This window comes from Microbacterium sp. A94 (genome assembly GCF_051842855.1).
Classification (GTDB): Bacteria; Actinomycetota; Actinomycetes; order Actinomycetales; family Microbacteriaceae; genus Microbacterium.
Window position 1 is genome coordinate 156,876 of the sequence record NZ_JBPXMU010000002.1, and the last position, 18,390, is coordinate 175,265.

Below are 18,390 nucleotides of genomic sequence, written 5' to 3' on the forward strand. Positions count from 1 at the left end.
CCGCGATCACATTCCCGGGGCCCGACATCGTTTTTACGGCATCGTGGCGCTTAAACGGTGCCCTGCACAATCATGAGCGCACGGAACCGTTCGATGACGTCTTGCTCAAGACCGTGTGCGATCAGCCAGCCTTCTGCTCCGACCCAGTCCTGCATCAACGACTCAAGCAACGCCTCGATCTTGTCCTTGCGGGGCCGATGCTGCTCCAGTGTTCGGCCAGAAAGAATCTGATCGTAGCCAGGGACAGCGCGCAGTCGACTAAGGATGCTCTCGATCCCTTGATCGGTCAGCAAGAAGTCCTCGACGATGAGCGGATGCGGGACGCCGAGAACATCCAACACCAGTGCCGCGACGACCCCGGTACGGTCTTTCCCCGCCGCGCAGTGGAAGTAGACGCCGTCCTGTGCGCCCTCCATAACAGCTCGCACTGCGGTGATAATCTCATCCGGTCCGTCGACGAGGTAGTCGTAGTAGCCGGCGGTCCAGCTAGTACCCTGGTCTGTCACCAGGCTCGACGCGACGTAGCGCAGCCCGAGCCGTTCGGTGTCGACCTGCTCCGAGTCCGCCTCATTGGCGCGACGAAGATCAACAAGCGTGCGAATCGGCAATCCCGCGTCATCGGCGCTTGTCGCCTCAAGGAGGCCCACCGGGAAGTCCCCGCGAAACACCCGGCCGAATGCCGTCGCACCTCCCGGCACGGGAAGACCCCCAAGGTCGCGCACGTTGTGCGCCCCCTTGAGGGCCTTGACTCGCCGACTGTGGCCAAGAGCGCTCTGTGACGAGTCAACACTCATGCGCGCAGCACCCGTGGCATGTCCGTCGGCCATACGCCGTACCGGCTGGTGTGATCAGCGATGACATTGTTCTCCATCACGACTCCGTATCCGACACGCTCGCCGTAAACCCATTTCATCATGGCGTTCCAGGTGACGTTCGCGGGATATGCGGTCCATGGTGCACCGACGTTGGGCATCGCATGCAGTCGGTAGGTGCGGCCGCGCACGTCCGTCACTTCGCAGTCCAGAGTGAGCAGCATCACACCGAACCGCGTGGCCTCGAACGAGCCGTGCGAGAGTGCGACGAACTCGCCCTTGTCGATGACGTATCCGTGTGTGATGTCGATGCGCTGCCGTCCGGGCCCCTGTGCATCGCGTGGCGCTCGGAAGTGGAATGCGAGGTCCTCACCGAAGGTCGCATTGATGCTGTTCATCGGACGAACCGCTTCCGGGCGCTTTCCCCACGAGCGATCCATCCGCTCAATACTGTCGACGGGGAATTCCTTGCCTTGCACCTTGATCGTGCCGGTGATGCGACCAGTCATGTCGTAGTGACCCTTGTATGCCTCTCCCGAGCTCGACTTCGCTGCACGCTCCTCTTCCGTGCCACCCGCGTTCGGGCTCATCGCCGGATCGTGGATGTCGAACGGCTCGTGCATCCCGATCCAGTCCACATGGATCTCGTTGCCGTCCGGGCCAACGTAATCGATCCGGTACTCGCGTGGCGGCTTGGTGGCCTCGATGCGCAACCCCATCGGTGAATCGATGAGCGACCATCGTTCGGGGGCAGGCAGCTGATTGCGCACGTTGTAGTGCAGCAACTCGGTGCGCGAATCAGTCATCGTGCCGTAGAAGTAGATGTCGTTGGTCATCACGCCCAGCACCGGGCGTACGACCACATACACGTGGGCCAGTATGTTCTGTTCCGGCACGGGGATAGGTAGGAAATATGTCTCTGCCCAGTCGTGGTCGTCGTCGGGCCCGTTCTGATATTCAAGATGTTCTGCGGTGATCACTGAGTGTTCCTCTCTAGAGCATTCAGATCTGTGGACGTTCGGATGTCAGGCGCGAGCGAGCGCATCTTCCAGTGCGGGGACGACAGATTCATCGCTCTCCCATCCCTGGGGCAAGAACCACGCACGCTGCATGTCGAGCAACTCTTTAGTGGCGTCCAAGACCGCCAGTTCCACCCGCGTGCCCGCGTCAGCACCCTGCGATGCACGGATGCTGGCAGAGACCACCTCTGCGAGCGCAGAAGCAGATGCGCGCACTCTCTGCGTGTTCGCCTGGGAATCACCGATGACGAGCGCCGAGTCCTGAAGCTCCTGTTCGATCGCCGCAGCCAGAGCGGGAGAGAACGACGCGACATCGTTGCGGATCTCCTGGGCGAGAGTCCGGTAGTGAAGCAACTCGAAGCGCGCCCGTTCATGCACGTGGTCGATCCGCTGCTCGACGAAATCGAGCAGCTTGGCGACGATCGTCGCCTGTTCGAGGGCAAGCGGATGCGCAGGGTCCACAGCCGGGATGACGACGTCCCGCATGGCGCGGGCTGCGGCGGCAAGGGCGTTGCGGGTGTGATCAGCCATGTCAGTTCTCCTCGAGGATCGATGTGCGCAGTTCTTCACCGAGGGAGTACACGACTCCCTCGAGCCAGGCCAGCAGTACGTCCTGATGCGAGCGGCCGAGCCGGATGACGCGCGACGCACTGCCCAGGGTGGATGCGATGAGCTGGAAAGTGTTGAGAATCCGGTAGTACCGCAGCCGGGCGGGGTCGACATACAGGCCGGAAAGACGTTCGTATTCGCTGATGAATTCGTCGTACGGCACAAGGCCCGAGACCAGCAGCGTCTTGCCGTCCTCCGACGGCGTACCGAAGGTCGGCAGCGTCGCCCATGCAAGGTCACGATGACGGTCACCGAGGTGCCCCCGCTCCCAGTCGAGCCAGGTGGTGATCTGGCGATCGTCTTCATCGAAGAGGTAGTTGCCGGTGCGGTAATCACCGTGCAGCAGGCTAACCCTGTCGAGCTCGGGCGCATTGCGCTCGAGCCAGTTCGCCGCGACCTCCCAGAGCGGAAGTTCCTCGCCGCGATCCTCCTCCCACACGCGCCGCGCGCGATTGAGCTGCCAAAGAGCCGTGTCGGTCGTGCCCACACGGGGAAGATCGAACGAGGGAAGGTCGAGAGATTCAGCATCCAGCGCGTGCAGCTTCGCCAGGTGGGCCGTGAACTGCGGACCGAGCTCGGCGCGCAGCTCGGCGTCGAATGCACTCCCCACGCCAGTCGGACGCCCTTCCACCGCACGCGGCTTACTCACGCCATAGGCGAGGGCGTAGATCAGCGTGGGCTGCGGGAAGAAGTCCGCAGCATCATCCACCCAGTAAGCACGTGGCACCGGCAAGTGCTCGCCGAGCGCATTGATAATTTCGAACTCGCGTATCCGGCTCGTAGCGTTCAGCGATTCCTGCGGCTCCATGCGCAGCACGAGTTGCGAGGTCGTCTGCCCTTCCAAAGGGTCGTTCCACTCGAGAGAGAACGCCACCTGCAATTTGGATGCACCGCCCGACAGCCAGCGCATGTCGTCAACTCGGTGCGGCCCCTCCACGTGCACATCCAGAAACGCGTCCAGCGCAGCACGCAGCTCCTCGAGCGTGCTCGGCGCCTGGCGGGCATCGGCACGGCTCTCGGCCTTGCGCGTCAGCATCCGGTCGTATTCCGCCTCTGTGGGGAACCGCTCGCGCATTCTCTCCACGAAGGACGCGTCGGGCGAATCCCGCTGGGTGTCGTCGGTCTCTCGGATCTCCCGCAGCCGAAGGCTTCCGGTGTCGAGAAGTGTGTCATTCGTCATTCGTGATCTCCATCGATCGGCAGCGCTCGCGCGCTGGTGTGAGTGAGTCAGGGCATGTAAGCGCCGCCGTTGACGGCGACGGTCGCTCCAGTGATGTAAGACGCGGGTTCTGAGGCGAGGAACGTGACTGTGGCGGCGATCTCCGACGGATCCCCCACGCGTCCTGCGGGGATCGTTGCGACCATCGCCTCGATGGCGTCCTCATCCTGTGCATTGGCGAGCGGGGTCGAGATCCGCCCCGGGGCCACCGTATTGACAGTGACGCCATAGCGGCTGACCTCGCCGGCCAGCATGCGAGTGAAGCCGATGAGCCCCGCTTTGGTCGCGGAGTAGTCCGCCGTGGTCGAGGCCACGTAGGTCTGCCCGGCCCGGGATGCGATGTTGATGACGCGACCCCATCCGCGCTCTTTCATACCGGGTACGAGTGCTCGCGACAGACGGAAGGGGGCGGTGAGGTTGACGGCGATGGTGAGATCCCACACTCCGTCGCCGATGTCCTCGACGTAGTTCTTTCCGCGGTCGCTCGCCTGCGGCTGGATTCCGGCGCAGTTGACCAGGATGTCGACTTCGACACCTTTCGTCTCGAGTTCCGCCAGCGCCGCGTCGATCTCAGCGCGCTGGCTCAGGTCGACGACGAGCGCGTGAGTCGCGCCGATCTCTCGGACGGACTCCGAACGATCCAGGGCGACTACACGGATGCCCTCTGCACCGAACCGGTCGGCGATGGCCCGCCCGATGCCGCTTGCGGCACCTGTAACCAGAGCGGTACGCGTCACGTCTGCTACTCCGGTCATTTCGTCACGAACCCTTCAAGCGAACCATCGGCCCAGTTCTCGAGCAGCGCGTAATACGCCAGCGCACCGCCGCCGTATCGCCCGCCGATGAACAGGTCGTCCATGCTCGCCGGCTTGCCGTCGTTGTTGTAATAGCCCGGCGTGCACTCGAGATAGAACTCGAAGAGCGCCTTGTTCGAGGACGCCGTGCGGATCTCCTGGACCCAGGCGTCGACCGCGTCCTTCGTGGCCTCGATCGTGCGCGCGCCGCGCTCGAAAAAGGTCGTGGCAATATGTGCGACGTAGTTCGCCTGCTCGTCGAGCAGGTGAACGGCATTCACCGCAGAAGTCGTCTGCAGGTTGCCGCCGATGAAGAACAGGTTCGGGAACTTGTCCGTCGACATGCCATGGAACGTGCGGACGCCTGCCTGACGCCAGTGGTCGGTCAGGTTCGTGCCCCGTCCGTGCAATTCGAAGCCGGTGAGGCGGGTGAATTCGATGGTCGCTTCGAATCCGGTGGCCATGATGACACAGTCGAGCGGGTACTCCTCACCTCCCACGATGACGCCGTTCTCCGTGAATGCCTCGACGCCGTGGCCCTGTGTGTCTACCAGGTAGACGTTGTCACGGTTGAACGACTCGAGATAGTCGTCATGCCAGCCGGGACGCTTGCACCACCAGCGGTAGTAGGGCTTGAGGGCGTCTGCCGTAGTCGGATCGATGACGACGTTCTCGATCCGTGAGCGCAGGCCGTTCATGACGCGGTAGTCGTTGATGATGCTGAGCTCCTCCAGCTCCGCTGCGTCAGGCTTACGTCCGAGACGCGTTTCAATCTTCTCGACCGGTTCGGCAAGAACCTCGAAGCTCGCCGTCCAGCCGTCGCCGACGAGGTCGACCTCGGGGGTTGCCACGTCGACGCGGGAGCCGAACTGCACGTGCGCCTGGAAGTTCGCGCGGCGCGCTCGTTGCCATCCGGGCTTGGAGCGGTCTGCCCAGTCAGCGGGCGTCTCACGCTGTCCACGAACTCCCACAGTGGAGGGTGTGCGCTGGAAGACGAACAGTTCCCGAGCATCGTCGGCTACCGCGGGGACCACTTGGATGGCCGTGGCACCCGTGCCGATCACACCGACCTTCTTGTCGACGAGTCCGATCAGTCCGCCCGAGTCGTCACCGCCGGTGTAGTCGTAGTCCCAGCGGCTGGTGTGGAAGATGTGGCCCTTGAACTTCTCGATGCCAGGGATGCCGGGCAGCTTTGGCAGACTCTGGCGGCCACACGCGATGATGAGGATGTCCGCGGTGACTTCGTCCCCCCGGTCGGTGCGTACGATCCAGCGTGCGTTGTCCTCGTCCCAGCTCGCGTCCGTAACAGAAGTCTGGAACAGCGCCTTCTCGTAGAGACCGTGCTCACGGCCGATCCGCTGACTCAGGTGCAGCATCTCGGGGCCATACGAGTACCGGTGCTTGGGTGCGTACTCGAGTTCTTCAAGCATCGGCAGGTAGATGTGCGCCTCGATGTCGCACATGGCACCTGGGTAGCGGTTCCAATACCAGGTGCCGCCGAAGTCACCTGCAACCTCGATCGTGCGGATGTCCGTTACACCTGCGCGCTGCAGACGAGCACCCTGGAGCAGCCCACCGAATCCGCCGCCGACGACGATCACCTGGGTGTGGTCGCGAAGGGATTCGCGCTCCTCATATTGGGTCCACGGGTCATCGCTGTATGACTTAAAGCGCCCTGTGGTCGTCGGGATGTACTGGGCTTTGCCCTCCGGGCGGATGCGCTGCTGGCGCTCTGCCTCGTACCGCTCCTTCAGATCGTTCGGGTTGAAGTCGAGAGGACCGAAAAGCTTCTCATCGAGGACGAGATTTTCATTCATCATTGAATTCCTTTGCCTGGCAAAACGAGTGCGGCACCGGCAAATTGCCTCGGTGGCCCGCATTACATCCAGTGAATCAACGAGGAACAAGCGTCAGAAGCGTCCGCTGTCGTGTTCGCGCAGGACATTCGTCGCGGTCTGACTCAGGCGCGTCCGCCGGCGAGCACCAGCCCGCCATCCACCGTGAGCATCTGGCCGGTGATCCACGACGACTCGTCCGAGACCAGGAACGCCACGGCGTTCGACACGTCGTCCGGTTCTCCGAGCCGACCCGCCGGATACTCGGCCACAACTTCCGCTTCACGCCCCTCATAGAGCGGTCTGGCGAAGCCGGTCTTGATGACGGCAGGGACGACGCCGTTGACCCGCACGCGCGGCGCGAGCTCCAACGCGAGGGTGGCCGTCAGATGCGCGATCGCGGCCTTTGTTACGCCGTACCATCCGATGCCCGCCGAGGGGACGAGACCGGAGACGGAGCCGATGTTGATGATTGCCGCGTCACTCTCGGCGCCGAGCCCCGCACGCACAGCGTCCTGTACCCAGCCGAGAGTACCGAGAATGTTCACCTCGGCAATCTTGCGCGCCAACCCCAGATCGAGGTCGATCAGCGACCCATACGCCGGGTTGATGCCGGCGTTGTTCACGAGGACGCTGGGAGTTCCGAACGCCTCCGCGACGCGGGCGAAGACCTCCTGACGATGCGCAGGATCGTCTGCCTTGCCGGCTACTCCGATCGCCGACCCGACGGGGAATCCGTGCACGGCCTCCGCGAGCGATTCCGCTCCTCGCGCGGTAATGCAGACGCGGGCACCGTCCGCGACGAGACGTCGGGCGATGGCAAGGCCGATTCCCCGACTGGCCCCGGTGACGACGGCCGTGCGCCCGGAAAGCGGGAGCACGGCCGTTGTCACCGGAAACTCTTCGTCAGAGCGTGGGCGCTGCGGGTTCACGAACAGCATCCATGATCGTGCCGCCATCCTCGGCGATCTCGTGCAGATCAGCGTCATCCGTGCGGTGAACCGCAAGCGCTGCGAGGAACGCGATGACGCAGAGCACGGTCGCACCGAGGGCGATCGGCCACACGTTGATTCCGGCTGCGAACAGCGACTGGGCAGCAAGCGGACCGAGTCCGCCGCCTACGAGCGATGCCAACTGGTATGTGATCGACACACCTGTGTACCGGTTCTTCGTCGGGAACAACTCAACGTAGATCGCCGTGAGCGGGCCGAGGATGAAGGCGTGGATGGAAAACACCAGTACATAACTCACGGTGAGCATGGCGAGCGAGCCGCTACTGAGAAGCGGCACGACGAGCAATGAGTTGACCACCTGCAGTCCGATGCCCCACAGCAGCACCTTGCGGCGGCCGTACCTGTCGGCGAGGATCGCGGCCACAGGCAGCAACACGAGGCACACGGCGAGCGCGAGCATGCCGATGTTGATGATCGTGCCCTGGGGAACATCACTGGTGCCCACCGAGTAGGCAACCCAGAACGTGAGCATCAGGTTCTGGATGAGGAACGGCCCCGTGAAGATAAGTGCCCCGATGATCACCCAGCGCCAGTTGCTGCGCAGGACCGCCATCAGCGGGTTCTCGAACTTCTCGCCCGCCGCGGTGGCAGCCACGATCTCCTCGCGACGCTTCACCATCGTCTCGCTCTCCTGGACACGAAGGCGCATATAGATCGCGAGGACGAACAGCACGATTGTCACGAGGAACGGGATGCGCCATCCCCAAGTGATGAAGTTATCTCCGGTTACCGGGATCACGATCGCGAACACAATGAAGCCGAGGAGGAGCCCTGCAGCGGATCCCATCGACGTCGCTGTGCCCATCAGCGCACGGCGCCGCGAAGAGGAATGCTCGGTTGTGAGCACAACGCCGCCGCCCCACTCTCCTCCAACCGCGAGTCCCTGAATGAGACGAAGCGTGATCAGCATCACGGCAGCGATGGGTCCGACTGCTTCCGTCGTCGGCAGAACGCCTACGAGGAACGTGGCGATGCCCATGACGACAATGGTGATGATCAGGGTTGTCTTGCGTCCGATCTTGTCGCCGAAGTGGCCGAAGATGATGCCGCCGATCGGACGTGCTGCGTAGCCTGCAGCCAGCGTGCCGAAGGAGGCGACCAACCCGATGGCTGGCGGCAGCCCGCTGAAGAACAGACTCGCGAAGACGAGGGCGGATGCCGTCGAGTAGATGCTGAAGTCGTAGAACTCGATGGCACCACCCACGAAACTGGAGAACCAGACGCGACGCGCGTGCCCATTGTCGGGGACTGTGGGTGTGGATGGAGCGGTCATGCGGGGGAGTCCTTCCTAAGGCGCCAGTGCGAAGAGACAGTGCAACCCGTCACGGCCACGGAAGTGTCCGCGGCGCTGCGGATAGCGCTACTCTGCATTCAAATGAATTGGTTGTCAATCGAATACCTATCGTTCACCCCATTTGTCTCGCCCCTTCGCGACAGATGTCGCGATCAACGCCGCAAACACCCCACAAAGTTGCCAGCCATATACCAAACGACGTAGTGTCTGAACCACGGCACATAGCAGTGCACTGAGAGGAACGAACACCATGGGCAACATCGCCTACAGCTTCACCGGTCGCACCGTCATCGTCACGGGCGCCGCACGCGGAATCGGACTCGAAGTGGCGCGTGCGTTCTCGCAGGCCGGCGCCCAGGTCGTCATGGCCGACTTCGATGGCGAAGCTTTGGGAGCCGCCGCAGCCGAATTCAGCGGTATCGCCGTCCAGGCCGACGTCTCGAAGACGGAGGACGCAGAACGTGTCATTCAGGCCGCAATCGACCAGACAGGTCGACTCGACGTCCTCGTCAACAATGCCGGCATCCTGCGCGACCGGATGCTCTGGAAGCTCACCGACGATGACTGGGAAGCCGTCCTCGCCGTCCACGCCGGAGGTACGTTCCGATTCACCCGCGCGGCGATCCCGCACATGCGGCAGCAAGGCTACGGGCGCATCATCAACGTCACCTCCTACACCGGGTTGCACGGGAACCTCGGGCAGGCGAACTACGCCACTGCCAAGGCCGGCATCATCGGATTCACCAAAACGGCCGCCAAGGAGCTCGCCGGCTTCGGAATCACGGCCAATGCGATCTCCCCGCAGGCCGCGACCCGTATGACCGCGTCGATCCCCGAGGAGCGCATTCCGGAGCTCAGTGGCCCCATCCCCCGGTTCGCCGATCCTGCCGAGATCGCCGGAGCCATCCAGTTCCTCGCCTCCGAGGAGTCCGCATACATCACCGGCGTCGTCCTTCCGGTCGACGGCGGCGTCTCGATCTGAGGTCACCATGCCTGACAACCCCACCATCCCCCGGCGCGATCTCGAGTTCCTGCTGTATGAATGGCTCGATGTCGCAGCACTCACCGAGCGTGAGCGATTCAGCGATCACTCGCGTGAATCCTTCGACGCCGTCCTCGAACTCAGCGAGGAGATCGCGACTGAGAAGTTCGCGCCGCACTACAAGACCACGGACTCTCACGAGCCTCACATGCTCGCGGATGGCACCGTCGAGCTAATCCCCGAGGTCGGTGCGGCACTGAAGTCGTATGCCGAGTCAGGATTCTTCGCCGGCTCTTTCGATGAGGACCTCGGCGGCATCCAGCTGCCCACCTCCGTCGCTCGCGCATCGATGGCAATCTTCACCGCCGCGAACACCTCGACGTCCGGCTATCCGTTCCTCACACAGGCGAACGCGGCCGCCATCGTCGCACACGGCAGCCCAGAGCAGGTCGACACCTGGGTGCGCCCGATGCTCGAGGGGCGCTTTTTCGGAACCATGTGCTTGTCCGAGCCGGAAGCCGGCTCCTCACTCGCTGACATCACCACGCGCGCCGAACCGCAGCCTGACGGTACGTATCGGATCTTCGGACGCAAGATGTGGATCTCCGGCGGAGACCACGAGATCAGCGAGAACATCGTGCACCTGGTGCTCGCGAAGATCCCCGGGGGCCCTCCCGGTGTCAAGGGCATCTCGCTGTTCATCGTGCCCAAGCACACGGTCGACGACGCGGGCGCTATTGACGAGCGCAACGACGTCACCCTCGCAGGCCTGAACCACAAGATGGGTTTCCGCGGCACGACGAACACCGCGCTGAACTTCGGCGATGGGCAGCATCAGCCCGGCGGAGCTCCCGGCGCTGTGGGCTATCTAGTGGGCGAGCCGCACCGTGGCCTGTTCTACATGTTCCACATGATGAATGAGGCGCGCATCGGGGTGGGCCTGATCGCCACCGCGCTGGGCTACACCGGATACCTGCAGGCACGCGACTATGCCAAAGAGCGGCTACAGGGTCGCACCGCGGCGGCGAAGGATCCATCCGGACCACAGGCGGCGATCATCGATCACGCTGATGTTCGCCGAATGCTCCTCGCTCAGAAAAGTTACGCAGAGGGCGCTCTTGCTCTCGGGCTCTATTGCTCTGACCTCGTCGACCGCCAGGACACGGCCGCCGATGATGCCGAGCGCGATGGCCTGCGCCAGTTACTTGAGGTCCTCACTCCGATCGCGAAGAGCTGGCCGTCCCAGTGGTGCCTCGCCGCCAATGACCTGGCGATTCAGGTGCACGGCGGTTACGGCTACACGCGCGACTACAACGTCGAACAGCTCTACCGCGACAACCGCCTCAACATGATCCACGAGGGCACGCACGGCATCCAGGGTCTTGACCTGCTCGGCCGCAAGGTCGTCATGGACGACGGTGCCGCGCTCACGCAGCTCGCCGACAGGGTCCGCGCCACACTGTCTCGGGCGACCGCCACCGGCGATGAGACGCTCACCGGCTTCGCCGCCGAGATCGACGCGCGACTCGATCGCGTGCTCGAAGTGACCAAGCACGTCTGGGAAGGCACGACTGCGGATGTCGCACTCGCGAATGCCTCCATCTATCTGGAGGCTTTCGGCCACCTGATTCTCGCGTGGATCTGGCTCGAGCAGTCCCTCGCCGCGCACGGCAAATCTGGCGACTTCTATGACGGCAAGCGCGCGGCGGCCGCCTACTTCCGGCGATACGAACTCCCCAAGATCGACACACAACTCGATCTCGTCGCTAGCCTCGATCGCCTCACGATCGACCTGGACCCCACCTGGTTCTGATGCCACAGCGTGGCACAACGAAAGGATTCCCCATGACTCGCGAAGCAGTGATCGTCGAAGCTGTCCGCAGCCCGCTCGGAAAGCGCGGCGGATGGCTCGCCGACGTGCATCCGGCCGATCTTTCGGCACACGTACTCAAGGCCCTGGTGCAGCGCGCGAACATCGACCCCGCCCTCGTCGAGGACGTGATGTGGGGCTGCGTGAGCCAGATCGGCGAGCAGAGCTTCGACATCGCCCGCACGGCTGTGCTCTCGGCCGGATGGCCCGAACACATCCCTGGCGTGACCATCGATCGCCAGTGCGGCTCATCTCAGCAGGCAGTGAACTTCGCGGCGGCGAGCGTGCTGGCCGGGCACTACGACATCGTCGTCGCGGGCGGCGTGGAGAGCATGTCGCGGATTCCGCTCGGATCGAACACCGCCGCCGGCGACACTCCCCTCGGACAGATGTACCAGGCGCGCTACGGCAGCGCATTCCCCAACCAGGGCATCGGCGCCGAGATGATCGCCGACGACTGGAACCTCAGCCGCACAGATCTGGACGAATTCTCGCTCGCTTCCCACGAGAAGGCAGCCGCGGCTGCTGATCGTGGTGCGTTCACCTCGCAGATCGCTCCGATCGAGACGGCATCCGGCATTATCAACAGCGACCAGGGCATCCGCCGCGGCGGTTCCGTCGAGAAGATGGCAACACTTGCACCGTCCTTCAAGGAGGATGGCAAGGTCACCGCTGGAAACGCCTCGCAGATCAGCGATGGCTCCGCAGCACTGCTGATCATGAGCTCCGACACAGCGGAGAGCATGGGGCTCACACCCATCGCAGCAATCGATACCGTCGCCGTCGTCGGCTCACCGCCGATGCCAATGCTCACCGGTCCCATCCCCGCGACCGAGAAGCTCCTCGCACGCAAGGGCATCTCCATCAATGACATCGGCACCTACGAGGTCAATGAGGCCTTCGCGTCGGTCGTCCTTGCCTGGCTGCATGACACCAAGGCCGACGAGTCCAAGCTCAACCCGCTGGGCGGCTCGATCGCCCTCGGTCATCCCCTCGGTGGCAGCGGCGCACGCATCATGACCACGATGCTCAATCACATGCGCGACAACGACCTCGAGTACGGTCTGCAGGTCATGTGCGAGGGCGGCGGTCAGGCCAACGCGACACTGTTGCGGCTGCTCTAGGAGACATCATGACCACATTCTCATCTCTGGGTGAGCTCCGTGCCGCGGTCGGGGCCGATCTCGGTACCGCTGGACCCATCACCCTGTCGCAGGAGCGCATCAACGGGTTCGCCGATGTCACCGAGGATCACCAGTGGATCCACATCGATGCCGAACGCGCAGCGTCCAGCAACTTCGGAACGACGATCGCACACGGGTATCTGACGCTCGCGCTCGTCGCACCGTTCCTCGAAAAACTGCTTGTCGTCGAAGGCGTTCAAGCCACGCTCAACTACGGACTCGACACTGTCCGCTTCCCCACCCCGGTCCCCTCCGGCTCCGATGTCTCGGCGACCGCCACCCTGGAAGAGGTCATAGACAAGCCCGGCGGCGCCGAGGTGCGGGTCAAGATGACGATGACCATCCCGAGCAGCACCAAGCCAGTATGCGTGGCGACGGTCGTCATGCGAATCGTGGAGTGAGGAGCATCCGATGAGCGCATCCACCGCACCCGACTTTGTCAGCTTCCCCGTCCGTCGCCGCGGCTCCTACCTGGAGAAGTTCAAGATCGGTCAGGAGTTTGACCACCACTGGGGTCGCACTCTCGACACCGGCGACAGCACGCTATTCTCCACGAGTCTGGCGTACTTCCTTCCTCTCTATCTCAACGATGAATACGCGCGGCACGAGGGACACCCCTCGCGGCCGATCAATCCGTTCCTCGTGCTGTGCACGGTCGTGGGCGTCTCCGTCGAGGACCTCAGCGAGTCGGCCGGACCATTCCTCGGGATCGAGGAATGCGAGTTCATCACACCGGTCTACGCCGGCGACACCGTCCGCGCGCGCTCGGTCGTGCTCGACACCCGGCTGTCGGCGAGCCGGCCCGGGCGTGGCATCGTCACGTGGCGCACGACCGGATTCAACCAGAACGACAAGGTCGTGGTGACATACATCCGTAAAAACCTCCTGGTCACTAAGGAGGAACTGTGATGGAAGCGCAAAGCGCACGCACACTCGTCGACGATGACGGCTGGTTCGAGTCCTTCGAGATCGGTCAGCGCTGGCGCCATGCGCGCGGCGCGACCGTCGACGAGGTCGAGAACCAGATGCTGACCAAACTCGTGATGAACTCCGCGCAGGAACACTGGAACGACGCGTCGATGCAGGGTTCCGAATGGGGCAGCACGCGTATCGTTTTCGGCCTGATCACCGGGAGCCTGACGATCGGGCTCGCCAGCCAGGACACCGCCGAGCAGGCGATCAAGGAGCTCGGTCTCGACGCCATCCGCTTCACCGCGAGTGTCTACCACGGCGACTCGATCTACGCGTATACCGAGGTTCTCGAGAAGCGCGATTCCGACCGGGACGACGCGGGCGTCGTCGTCTTCCAGCACTGGGGCGCGACCTCCGAAGGTAAGCAGGTCTTCGAGTGCCGCCGCTCCGTCCTCATCAAACGTCACTCACACTGGAGCCTCTCATGACCACCATGCCCCTGTTCCCCCCGCCGACCACCGTCAACGGACGTCCGATCCGCCGACGTCGTTCGGAGCTGTCAACCCCCGCGACCAATGTGAAGATGATGGCGAAGGCCGCGGCCAGCGACGCCGACCTCGTGTTCCTCGATCTTGAGGATGCTGTCGCCCCTAACGTCAAGGATGTCGCGCGCACGCAGGCCGCCGAAGCGCTCAACACGCTCGACTGGGGCGACAAGACCCGTGCGGTGCGCATCAACGGCATCGTGACCCCGTGGTTCCTCGATGACATCACCGACGTCGTACTGAACGCCGGTGCGAATCTCGACGTGTTCATCGTGCCCAAGGTGAAGAGCGCGGCAGACGTGGTGTTCATCGACACGCTCCTCGGAAAGCTCGAAGAGAAGGCTGGCCTCGTCGTCGGCCGCATCGGCCTCGAGGTGCTGATCGAAGAGGTCGAGGCACTCTCGGATGTCGACGCCATCGCCGCATCGACTCCCCGCTTGGAAGCGATCATCCTCGGTGTCGGTGATCTCGCCGCGAGCCACGGCATGCGTTCGGCACACATCGGCACCAGTGCCCACTACCCCGGCGACATCTGGCACTCCGCGCGTTCGCGACTCATCGTGGCAGCGCGCAGCAACGGCATCGACGCGATCGACGGGCCTTTCGGCGAGTTTCGCGAGACCGACGGCTACCGCACGCAGGCAACCTGGGCCGCAGAGCTCGGCGCCGTCGGCAAGTGGGCCATCCACCCCAACCAGGTCACCGTCGCCAACGAGGTCTACTCCCCCACGCCCGAAGAGATCGAGCGCGCTCAGTCCGTCGTCTCCGCGATGCGCGCCGCCGAAGCTGAGGGCGAAGGCGCTGTCGCGATCGACGGTGTCATGGTGGATGCCGCCACAGCGCGTATCTTCGAGACCGTACTCACCCGCGCCGCAGTGAACGGACAGATCTGATGCTCACCTCCTCCCCGTACGCCGTGCGATCATGAGCGGCCCTCTTGCCGGCCTGCGTGTCGTCGACCTCACGGCGGCACTGGCGGGCCCCTACGGCACCATGATGCTGTCCGACCTCGGTGCGGACGTCATCAAGGTCGAGGCCCCCGGTGGCGAGGTCACCCGCCGCGTCGGTCCACTGCCCCAGCGCGAGGATACGTCGGAGGCGGAAGGGCCGATGCTCGGAGGGTACTTCCAGAGCATCAACCGCGGTAAGCGCAGCATCGTCATCGACCTCAAAACAGACGAGGGGCACGAGGAGTTCCTCGCTCTCGTGCGCACAGCCGACGTGCTGGTCGAGAACTTCGGTCCCGGCGTCGTCGACCGCCTGGGTATCGACTATGCGACCCTCAACGCGGTCAACCCCCGCCTGGTCTATGGAACCCTGACCGGCTTCGGCTCACGCTGGGCGGGCGAGAGCCCGTACATCGACTGGCCGGCGATGGACATCACCATCCAGGCCATGGCAGGTCCCTTGAGCGTGACGGGAACGGAATCCGGGGATCCAGTCAAGATCGGACCCGGCGTCGGCGATATCTTTCCCGGTGCACTGCTGATGACTGGCATCCTCGCGGCGGTCCTCGAAGCGCGTACGACCGGGATCGGCCAACACGTCGACATCGCGATGTACGACGCGATCCTCTCGCTCACCGAGCGGATCGTCTATCAGTACTCATACACAGACCAGGTGCCGAAGCCGATCGGAAACACGCATCCGATCCTCACACCCTTCGACATCCTGAAGGTCAAGGACGGCTGGATTGCGATCGCCGCCACCACGCAACTGCGATGGGAGGCGCTGTGCCGCATCATGGGCAAGACCGAACTCATCTCTGACCCGCGTTTCATCACGGAGTTCGAGCGATCCCACCATCGGGACGACATCCGGGTGATCCTCGATGAGTGGACGGCGGCCTTCACTCGCGATGAGATGACCCAGATGCTGGGCGGCAAGGTGCCGTACGGTCAGGTCAACGACATCCGCGACATCTTCGAGAGTCCGCACGCGTGGGCACGCGAAATGCTGGTCGAGGTCGAGAATCCCAACGCTGACCGACCGGCGATCATCGCCGGCCAGCCGCTGAAGTTCAGCCGCACGAAGCCCGACCCGCTCGTGCGCGCACCGTTCCTCGACGAGCATGGTGACGCGATTCGCCAGGAGATCGCACGAAGTAAGGAGTCAACCGATGAGTGACCGTGTATTCCCGGACCCTTATCCCGCAAGCAAAGAAATGCTGGCACTCATCGCACGGCTTCGCGCTGCGCCGTTCAAGGCGGACACCAAGACGGTGCCCGAGCTGCGCGAGAACTTCGAGCGTTTCGCATCCGGGTTCTCCGATATCCCGGCCAGCACACGATTCGAGTCGGTCGACGGCGTCGGGGTCGAGATGGAGTGGGCGATCGCGGAGAACGCGTCCGCGGATGCCGCCGTGCTCTACTTGCACGGCGGTGGCTACTCGATCGGTTCGATTGCCGCATACCGTGACCATTGCGCACGGCTCTCAGTGACGACAGGAGTGCCGGTGCTGTCGGTCGGCTACCGCCTTGCGCCCGAGCATCCCTACCCCGCGGCGCTGGATGATGCGCGTCTTGCCTACGACTGGCTTCTGGGTCAGGGCATCAGCGCGGATCGCATCGTCGTCTCCGGAGACTCGGCTGGCGGAGGGCTTTCACTCGCCCTCATGTTGGCGCTGCGCGATGACTCTCGCCCACTTCCTGCAGGAGCCGTGCTGCTTTCTCCTCTCGCCGACATGGCGCACACGGGCGACTCGGTTCATGAGCGCGCTCATGTGGACCCGATCGTGACTCCAGCCGGGTCACACGCGTACTCCACGCGATATCTCGGTGAGGATGGGGACTTCGATACCCCGTACGCTTCGCCCGTCTACGCCGACCTTTCCGGGCTTCCACCGGTGCTGGTCACCGTCGGAACAGATGAACTACTCTTCGACGACTCGGTGCGAGTCGTCCGCAAGATCCGGGATGCCGGCGGCTCGGCAGATCTCGACGTGTGGCCGAAGATGATCCATATCTTCCCTTTCTTCGCCTCGCAGGTGCCGGAATCGAAACGAGCGATGGACTACATCGCCCGCTTCATGAAAGACCGAATCGGGCTCGACCAGGAAGCCGAAGCACTGTGAACCGCAACGCATACCGTGAATTCGTAGAGCTGCCCGCCGCACCGCCGACACTGCTGCCGCCCTGGTCGACGCCCGCACGCCAGGCGATCCTCGCGGAGGCCCGGACGTTTGCCACTGACGTCGTGCTGCCGATCGCCAACCAGCACGATCGCGATGAGGCCCCCATGCCGGCGGAGATCTTGCATGGGCTCTCCGAGCACGGGTACTTCGGCATCACGGTACCGAAGGAGTACGGCGGCCTCGGTCTCGGAGTCTTCGAATACTGCATGATCGCCGAGGAGCTCGGTCGCGGGTGGATGAGCGTGGCGAGCATCATCGCCAGGGCACAGGGGCTCGGAACGGCCTTCGCAGATCCTCAACGCACCGAGAAAGCCCGTCGTCGCAGTGCTCGCGGCGAGTGGATCGGCGCAGCCGCGTTCTCCGAGCCGGAGTCAGGATCGGATCTCGGGTCGATCGAGACCGTCGCCGTTCGCGAGGGCGACGGCTACGTGATCTCTGGGACGAAGCGGTGGTGTGGAAACGCATTCGAGGGCGACTTCATCCTCGTAATGTGCCGCATCGTCGAGGCGGATGGAAGTCGCGGCCCCGTCGAGACCTTCGTGCTCGAGAAACCGCGCAATAGCTTCCCCGAAGGTGTCACCGGCTCCCCGATCGACAAGATCGGGTACAACGGCATTGTCAGCTACGACCTCGAGCTGCGCGACGTGCGCGTCACGGATGCTGATCTCGCCGAGCCGTTCGGTTTCTCCGGCGCCGAGGGCCGTGGTTTCCGGGCGGTCGAGAACGGTCTCAACGTCGCGCGTGTGCACACGGCCGCGCGCGCAGTGGGTCTCGCACGGGCAGCCGTGGAGGACTCGGTGAGCTACCTGCAGAAGCGCGTGCAGTTCGGGCATCCGCTCGGCGATTTCCAGGCACTGCGCTTCGAGATTGCAGACATGGCGGCGCAGGTCGCGCAAGCCCGAGCGTTCTACCAGCAGGTCGCGCATCTCATGGACTCAGGTGTGGCGTGTGAGAAGGAAGCGGCGATGACCAAACTGCTCGCCACCGAGATGTGCGTAGATGTCACCGGTCGCGCTCTGCAGCTACACGGCGGCAATGGCTACACGCGCGACTTCCCGATAGAGCGCTATTGGCGTGACGCCCGGTTGACGACGATCTTCGAAGGCACGAGCGAGATCCAGAAGAAGATCATCAGTGACCGCATTCTGCCGAGGCCAGCGCGCTGAGCG

18 protein-coding genes are annotated in these 18,390 nt (G+C 63.7%); 10 read left to right on the plus strand and 8 right to left on the minus strand.

Going from position 1 to position 18,390, the window contains the following annotated elements:
* Positions 1-50 precede the first annotated feature (50 nt).
* From ACSU1L_RS06660 to ACSU1L_RS06695, 8 genes are all read right to left on the minus strand, one after another.
* On the minus strand, positions 51-794 hold the full coding sequence (locus ACSU1L_RS06660; protein WP_439255167.1) for a tyrosine-protein phosphatase: 744 nt from the start codon (positions 792-794) through the stop codon (positions 51-53).
* Complete coding sequence (locus tag ACSU1L_RS06665; RefSeq protein ID WP_439255168.1) at positions 791-1,792, minus strand: DUF7064 domain-containing protein; 1,002 nt, start codon at positions 1,790-1,792, stop codon at positions 791-793. Before ACSU1L_RS06665 ends, ACSU1L_RS06660 begins: the two co-directional genes overlap by 4 nt.
* Positions 1,793-1,837: 45 nt before the next feature.
* Positions 1,838-2,362, minus strand: coding sequence for a hypothetical protein (locus ACSU1L_RS06670; RefSeq protein WP_439255169.1), 525 nt, complete (start codon positions 2,360-2,362; stop codon positions 1,838-1,840).
* A gap of 1 nt (position 2,363) precedes the next feature.
* Positions 2,364-3,620: a phosphotransferase family protein gene (locus tag ACSU1L_RS06675; RefSeq protein ID WP_439255170.1), complete on the minus strand. Its 1,257-nt coding sequence runs from the start codon at positions 3,618-3,620 to the stop codon at positions 2,364-2,366.
* Positions 3,621-3,667: 47 nt separating this feature from the next.
* Positions 3,668-4,414, minus strand: coding sequence for an SDR family NAD(P)-dependent oxidoreductase (locus tag ACSU1L_RS06680; protein WP_439255171.1), 747 nt, complete (start codon positions 4,412-4,414; stop codon positions 3,668-3,670).
* Positions 4,411-6,273 carry a flavin-containing monooxygenase gene (locus ACSU1L_RS06685; RefSeq protein ID WP_439255172.1) on the minus strand — a complete coding sequence of 621 codons (1,863 nt, stop codon included), beginning with the start codon at positions 6,271-6,273 and terminating at the stop codon, positions 4,411-4,413. The genes ACSU1L_RS06680 and ACSU1L_RS06685 overlap by 4 nt, the downstream gene beginning before the upstream one ends.
* Positions 6,274-6,413: 140 nt before the next feature.
* Entirely contained in the window at positions 6,414-7,247 is an 834-nt protein-coding gene (locus tag ACSU1L_RS06690; RefSeq protein WP_439255173.1) for an SDR family oxidoreductase, read from the minus strand.
* Complete coding sequence (locus ACSU1L_RS06695; RefSeq protein ID WP_439255174.1) at positions 7,195-8,574, minus strand: MFS transporter; 1,380 nt, start codon at positions 8,572-8,574, stop codon at positions 7,195-7,197. Before ACSU1L_RS06695 ends, ACSU1L_RS06690 begins: the two co-directional genes overlap by 53 nt.
* 271 nt (positions 8,575-8,845) lie before the next feature.
* On the opposite strand from ACSU1L_RS06695, the gene ACSU1L_RS06700 reads away from it, so the two are divergent.
* Genes ACSU1L_RS06700 through ACSU1L_RS06745 form a run of 10 tightly spaced genes read left to right on the plus strand, consistent with a single transcriptional unit; the run spans position 8,846 to position 18,387 of the window.
* Positions 8,846-9,577 (plus strand): SDR family oxidoreductase, encoded by a 732-nt coding sequence (locus ACSU1L_RS06700; RefSeq protein ID WP_439255175.1) that lies wholly within the window; start codon positions 8,846-8,848, stop codon positions 9,575-9,577.
* 7 nt (positions 9,578-9,584) lie between these two features.
* Positions 9,585-11,390 carry an acyl-CoA dehydrogenase gene (locus ACSU1L_RS06705; RefSeq protein WP_439255176.1) on the plus strand — a complete coding sequence of 602 codons (1,806 nt, stop codon included), beginning with the start codon at positions 9,585-9,587 and terminating at the stop codon, positions 11,388-11,390.
* Between the two features lie 32 nt (positions 11,391-11,422).
* Positions 11,423-12,571: a thiolase family protein gene (locus ACSU1L_RS06710; protein ID WP_439255177.1), complete on the plus strand. Its 1,149-nt coding sequence runs from the start codon at positions 11,423-11,425 to the stop codon at positions 12,569-12,571.
* A gap of 8 nt (positions 12,572-12,579) precedes the next feature.
* A complete protein-coding gene (locus ACSU1L_RS06715) occupies positions 12,580-13,032 on the plus strand; it encodes a MaoC family dehydratase (RefSeq protein ID WP_439255178.1) in 453 nt (150 codons plus the stop codon).
* 10 nt (positions 13,033-13,042) lie between these two features.
* Positions 13,043-13,540 (plus strand): MaoC family dehydratase, encoded by a 498-nt coding sequence (locus tag ACSU1L_RS06720; RefSeq protein WP_439255179.1) that lies wholly within the window; start codon positions 13,043-13,045, stop codon positions 13,538-13,540.
* Entirely contained in the window at positions 13,540-14,031 is a 492-nt protein-coding gene (locus ACSU1L_RS06725) for a MaoC family dehydratase (RefSeq protein ID WP_439255594.1), read from the plus strand. The genes ACSU1L_RS06720 and ACSU1L_RS06725 overlap by 1 nt, the downstream gene beginning before the upstream one ends.
* Entirely contained in the window at positions 14,028-14,981 is a 954-nt protein-coding gene (locus ACSU1L_RS06730; RefSeq protein WP_439255180.1) for an HpcH/HpaI aldolase/citrate lyase family protein, read from the plus strand. Before ACSU1L_RS06725 ends, ACSU1L_RS06730 begins: the two co-directional genes overlap by 4 nt.
* A gap of 31 nt (positions 14,982-15,012) precedes the next feature.
* Positions 15,013-16,215 (plus strand): CaiB/BaiF CoA transferase family protein, encoded by a 1,203-nt coding sequence (locus ACSU1L_RS06735; protein ID WP_439255181.1) that lies wholly within the window; start codon positions 15,013-15,015, stop codon positions 16,213-16,215.
* On the plus strand, positions 16,208-17,161 hold the full coding sequence (locus tag ACSU1L_RS06740) for an alpha/beta hydrolase (RefSeq protein ID WP_439255182.1): 954 nt from the start codon (positions 16,208-16,210) through the stop codon (positions 17,159-17,161). Before ACSU1L_RS06735 ends, ACSU1L_RS06740 begins: the two co-directional genes overlap by 8 nt.
* Positions 17,158-18,387, plus strand: a complete 1,230-nt coding sequence (locus ACSU1L_RS06745; protein ID WP_439255183.1) for an acyl-CoA dehydrogenase family protein — start codon at positions 17,158-17,160, stop codon at positions 18,385-18,387. Before ACSU1L_RS06740 ends, ACSU1L_RS06745 begins: the two co-directional genes overlap by 4 nt.
* Positions 18,388-18,390: the final 3 nt, after the last annotated feature.

Excerpts from the sequence above, each read along its gene's own strand:
- ACSU1L_RS06670 (WP_439255169.1), bottom strand. The coding sequence starts at position 2,362 with ATGGCTGATCACACCCGCAACGCCCTTGCCGCCGCAGCCCGCGCCATG.
- ACSU1L_RS06720 (WP_439255179.1), top strand. The coding sequence starts at position 13,043 with ATGAGCGCATCCACCGCACCCGACTTTGTCAGCTTCCCCGTCCGTCGC.
- ACSU1L_RS06660 (WP_439255167.1), bottom strand. The coding sequence starts at position 794 with ATGAGTGTTGACTCGTCACAGAGCGCTCTTGGCCACAGTCGGCGAGTC.
- ACSU1L_RS06715 (WP_439255178.1), top strand. The coding sequence starts at position 12,580 with ATGACCACATTCTCATCTCTGGGTGAGCTCCGTGCCGCGGTCGGGGCC.
- ACSU1L_RS06710 (WP_439255177.1), top strand. The coding sequence starts at position 11,423 with ATGACTCGCGAAGCAGTGATCGTCGAAGCTGTCCGCAGCCCGCTCGGA.
- ACSU1L_RS06685 (WP_439255172.1), bottom strand. The coding sequence starts at position 6,273 with ATGATGAATGAAAATCTCGTCCTCGATGAGAAGCTTTTCGGTCCTCTC.
- ACSU1L_RS06700 (WP_439255175.1), top strand. The coding sequence starts at position 8,846 with ATGGGCAACATCGCCTACAGCTTCACCGGTCGCACCGTCATCGTCACG.
- ACSU1L_RS06725 (WP_439255594.1), top strand. The coding sequence starts at position 13,540 with ATGGAAGCGCAAAGCGCACGCACACTCGTCGACGATGACGGCTGGTTC.
- ACSU1L_RS06730 (WP_439255180.1), top strand. The coding sequence starts at position 14,028 with ATGACCACCATGCCCCTGTTCCCCCCGCCGACCACCGTCAACGGACGT.
- ACSU1L_RS06735 (WP_439255181.1), top strand. The coding sequence starts at position 15,013 with ATGAGCGGCCCTCTTGCCGGCCTGCGTGTCGTCGACCTCACGGCGGCA.
- ACSU1L_RS06680 (WP_439255171.1), bottom strand. The coding sequence starts at position 4,414 with ATGACCGGAGTAGCAGACGTGACGCGTACCGCTCTGGTTACAGGTGCC.
- ACSU1L_RS06695 (WP_439255174.1), bottom strand. The coding sequence starts at position 8,574 with ATGACCGCTCCATCCACACCCACAGTCCCCGACAATGGGCACGCGCGT.
- ACSU1L_RS06675 (WP_439255170.1), bottom strand. The coding sequence starts at position 3,620 with ATGACGAATGACACACTTCTCGACACCGGAAGCCTTCGGCTGCGGGAG.
- ACSU1L_RS06690 (WP_439255173.1), bottom strand. The coding sequence starts at position 7,247 with ATGGCGGCACGATCATGGATGCTGTTCGTGAACCCGCAGCGCCCACGC.
- ACSU1L_RS06740 (WP_439255182.1), top strand. The coding sequence starts at position 16,208 with ATGAGTGACCGTGTATTCCCGGACCCTTATCCCGCAAGCAAAGAAATG.
- ACSU1L_RS06705 (WP_439255176.1), top strand. The coding sequence starts at position 9,585 with ATGCCTGACAACCCCACCATCCCCCGGCGCGATCTCGAGTTCCTGCTG.